Raw genomic sequence first — 3,863 nt, 5'->3', positions numbered from 1 at the left:
GGTGAGTTGCATCGAGATGAAGATGGCCGGGATGGTATAGGCGTTGATGAGCACGACATATTGCGCGACCTGCGTATAGGTGATGCCCTTCATCCCGCCCAGAACGGCATAGCAGAACACCAGCCCCGCGCCGATCCACAGCCCGGTCGCGTTCGACACCTCAAGATACCGCGCAAAGGTGACGCCCACACCGGTCATCTGCCCGATCACATAGGTGATCGAGATGATCAGCAGACAGATCACGCCAATGATGCGCGCGGTCTGGCTGTAGAAACGGTCGCCGATAAATTCCGGCACGGTGAACTTGCCGAATTTTCGCAGATAGGGTGCCAGCAGCATCGCCAGCAGAACATAACCGCCCGTCCAGCCCATCAGATAGGTGCTGTTGTCATAGCCGGTAAAGGCGATCAGCCCGGCCATCGAGATGAAGGACGCCGCCGACATCCAGTCGGCCGCCGTGGCCATGCCGTTCATGACCGGGCTGACCCCCCGGTTGGCCGCATAAAATTCGGCCGTCGATCCGGCCCGCGCATAGATCGCGATGCCGATATACACTGCAAAGGACAGGCCGATGAAGATCAGGTTCAGGGTAAACTGGCTCATGGGTCTGCCCTCCTTATTCGTCTACGCCGTGGTCACGGTCCAGCTTGTTCATCCGGGCCGCATAGAAAAAGATCAGCACGATAAAGACCAGGATCGAGCCCTGTTGCGCGAACCAGAAGCCCAGATCGGTGCCTCCGATCCTTATTCCTGAAATCATGGGCCGCAGGATGATCCCGAAGCCATAAGAGACCAGTGCCCATACCGCCAGACAAATCCAGATGATCCGGATATTCGCCTTCCAGTAGGCATTCGATGATGTTTTGTCATTCATGATCGTCGGTCCTCCCTCTTGAAGCACAGGCCGCCTTGACATGACGGACCCCCCCGGCGGCAAAGGCGGGTACGCATTTGGCCCCCTGCGCTGTCAGGCGCAGAGGGCCGGTGACTTTTACCCTCCCCCGCGCATGGTCAGGGGATACGCGATGCAGGGCCGTGGCGGATCGGTGATCTTTCCCATGCCCTGCACCCCTTTCAGTGAGACGAGGCTTCGGCCGCGCCGATGCCGGTTTCAGAACGCACCTGCTGGGCAAGAAAGCCCGCCCGGTCGATGCGTGCGCGTTCGCCGTTGTCCATCTTCGACACCAGCCAGATCCCCAGGAAGGCCAGCGTCATCGAGAACAGCGCGGGCGAAGTATAGGGGAAGGGCGCGGTACCGACTTCGTGGCCAAGCGTGGCCTCCCAGACCGAGGGCGACAGGATCGTCAGCACCACGGACGAGATCAGGCCAAGGAAACCGCCTGTGACCGCGCCCTTGGTGGTGCAGTCTTTCCACAGAACCGACATGAACAGCACCGGGAAGTTGGCCGAAGCGGCGACCGCGAAGGCCAGCGACACCATGAAGGCGATGTTCTGGTTCTTGAAGGCGATGCCCAGAACCACCGCGATGGCCCCAAGGCACAGCGTGGTGATCCGCGACACCCGCAATTCTGCCAGGCTGTCCGCCTTGCCGCCCTTCAGGACGGTGGCGTAAAGGTCGTGGCTGACTGCGGATGCGCCTGACAGGGTCAGACCGGCGACGACCGCAAGGATGGTCGCGAAGGCCACGGCCGAAATGAAGCCCAGAAAGACGTTGCCGCCCACTGCCTTGGCCAGATGCACGGCAGCCATGTTGTTGCCGCCTACCAGCTTGCCATCGGCCGCCACGAAATCGGGGTTGGTCAGCACGAAGGTGATGGCACCGAAACCGATGATGAAGGTCAGCAGATAGAAATAGCCGATCCAGGTGGTTGCCCACATAACCGACTTGCGTGCCTCTTTGGCACTGGGCACGGTGAAGAAACGCATCAGGATATGCGGCAGGCCGGCAGTGCCGAACATCAGCGCCATGCCAAAGCTGATGGCCGAGATCGGATCCTTGATGAAGGTGCCCGGCCCCATGATCGACTGACCGGCAGTCGCGGCATCTTCGGCGGTAGCGCCGCCGGCGGCGGCAATGTCGGTCTTGGCCTTGACGGCGGCCGAGAACAGCGCCTCGGGGCTGAAGCCGTATTTCCACATCACCGCAAGGGCCATGAAGGACGCGCCACCCAGCAGAAGGCAGGCCTTGATGATCTGCACCCAGGTCGTCGCGGTCATGCCGCCGAACAGCACATAGATCATCATCAGCGCGCCGACGATGACGACGGCCATCCAGTAATCCAGACCGAACAGCAGCTCGATCAGCGATCCGGCACCGACCATTTGCGCGATCAGATAGAAACAGACCACGACCAGCGTGCCCGAAGCCGCAAAGATCCGGACCGGAGCCTGCGCGAAACGGAAGGCCGCCACATCGGCAAAGGTGAACTTGCCCAGGTTGCGCAGCCGCTCGGCCATCAGGAAGGTCAGGATCGGCCAGCCGACAAGGAAGCCGATCGAATAGATCAGCCCGTCATAACCCGAGGTCATGACCGCCGCCGAAATCCCCAGGAAGGACGCCGCCGACATATAGTCGCCCGCAATCGCCAGCCCGTTCTGGAACCCGGTGATGCCGCCGCCCGCCGTATAGAAATCGGCGGCGGATTTGGTGCGCGAGGCGGCCCATTTGGTGATGAACAGCGTCAGCACCACAAAGCCCGCGAACATGAGGATCGCGGTCCAGTTGGTTGCCTGCTTTTCGCCGCCCCCCTGAATGGCGTCGGCCATCGCGGCCACGGGCAGGGCGAAAGCTGCGGCCGATGCCGCGATGCGCGTCGCGAGGCGGCTCATTTCAGCGCCTCCAGACGGATTCTGGCGGACAGTTCGTCGAACTCGCTGTTGGCACGGCGGATATAGACGCTGGTGATCAGGATGGTGAAGATGATGACGCCGAAGCCGATGGGGATGCCCCAGGTCATAACGCCTTCGCCCAGCCGGTGCGCCAGCAGGGACTTGTTGAAAGCGATCAGCATGATATAGCCGTAATAGACCACCAGCATGGCGATGGTCAGTTTCCAGCCAAAGCCGGACCGTGTGGCCTTGAGCCTTTGGTAGTCCGGGTTTGCAGAGATTCGCTCTGCGAGGGACTTTTCCATTTCTGTGCGTTCCTCGAACGGGAGTGGTGTTTTTGTCAGTCAAGTGTCCTCGGCCCACCGGAACATGCCGGCGGGATCTGGCGTCATCGGAACATGGCCGGCAAGACCCGAGGCGTTCGGCGCCTCCTTGCCGTGTGACCCGGACAAGCCTTGGCTCGGGGTCGGGTGGTGGCGCGGGGCGGGCAGGCGCTTTGCCGCCAGCCCCGCGCGCTTTCAGCCGCGATTCATGCGGTTTTCGATCAGGTCGTCCACGACCTCGGGTTCGGCCAGGGTCGAGGTGTCACCCAAAGCGCCGAAATCATTCTCGGCGATCTTGCGCAGGATGCGGCGCATGATCTTGCCTGAACGCGTCTTGGGCATGCCCGGCGCCCATTGGATCAGGTCGGGACTGGCGATGGGGCCGATCTCGGTGCGGACCCATTTGACCAGTTCCTTGCGCAGATCCTCGGTCGGCTCGACCCCGTTCATCAGCGTGACATAAGCATAGATGCCCTGTCCCTTGACCGGGTGCGGATAGCCGACGACAGCGGCCTCGGCGACCTTTTGATGGGCGACCAGCGCGCTTTCGACCTCGGCGGTGCCCATGCGGTGCCCGGACACGTTGATCACGTCATCGACGCGGCCGGTGATCCAGTAATAGCCGTCCTCGTCCCTGCGGCAGCCGTCGCCGGTGAAGTAATAGCCCGGATATTGCTGGAAATAGGTTTCCATGAAGCGCTGGTGATCGCCCCAGACGGTGCGCATCTGGCCCGGCCAGCTATCGGCGAT

At 61.8% G+C, this 3,863-nt stretch carries 5 protein-coding genes; all 5 read right to left on the bottom strand.

Translation table 11 applies throughout. The annotated features are described in order from the left end of the window. The coding region (locus ACK5L9_RS20615) for a VC_2705 family sodium/solute symporter (protein ID WP_416913328.1) at positions 1 to 603 on the bottom strand (603 nt) is incomplete at its 3' end. Positions 604 to 616: 13 nt separating this feature from the next. After that, positions 617 to 874, bottom strand: coding sequence for a DUF4212 domain-containing protein (locus ACK5L9_RS20610; protein ID WP_416913327.1), 258 nt, complete (start codon positions 872 to 874; stop codon positions 617 to 619). Between the two features lie 200 nt (positions 875 to 1,074). Then, positions 1,075 to 2,790 carry a cation acetate symporter gene (locus ACK5L9_RS20605; RefSeq protein WP_416913326.1) on the bottom strand — a complete coding sequence of 572 codons (1,716 nt, stop codon included), beginning with the start codon at positions 2,788 to 2,790 and terminating at the stop codon, positions 1,075 to 1,077. Further along, positions 2,787 to 3,095 carry a DUF485 domain-containing protein gene (locus tag ACK5L9_RS20600; RefSeq protein ID WP_416913325.1) on the bottom strand — a complete coding sequence of 103 codons (309 nt, stop codon included), beginning with the start codon at positions 3,093 to 3,095 and terminating at the stop codon, positions 2,787 to 2,789. Before ACK5L9_RS20600 ends, ACK5L9_RS20605 begins: the two co-directional genes overlap by 4 nt. Before the next feature lie 213 nt (positions 3,096 to 3,308). Continuing rightward, positions 3,309 to 3,863: AMP-binding enzyme (locus ACK5L9_RS20595; RefSeq protein ID WP_416913324.1), on the bottom strand; the 555-nt coding region annotated here is incomplete at its 5' end.

The organism is Paracoccus sp. (in: a-proteobacteria) (genome assembly GCF_047973135.1).
Taxonomy (GTDB): Bacteria; Pseudomonadota; Alphaproteobacteria; order Rhodobacterales; family Rhodobacteraceae; genus Paracoccus.
This window is presented reverse-complemented; position numbering and strand designations above follow the sequence as displayed.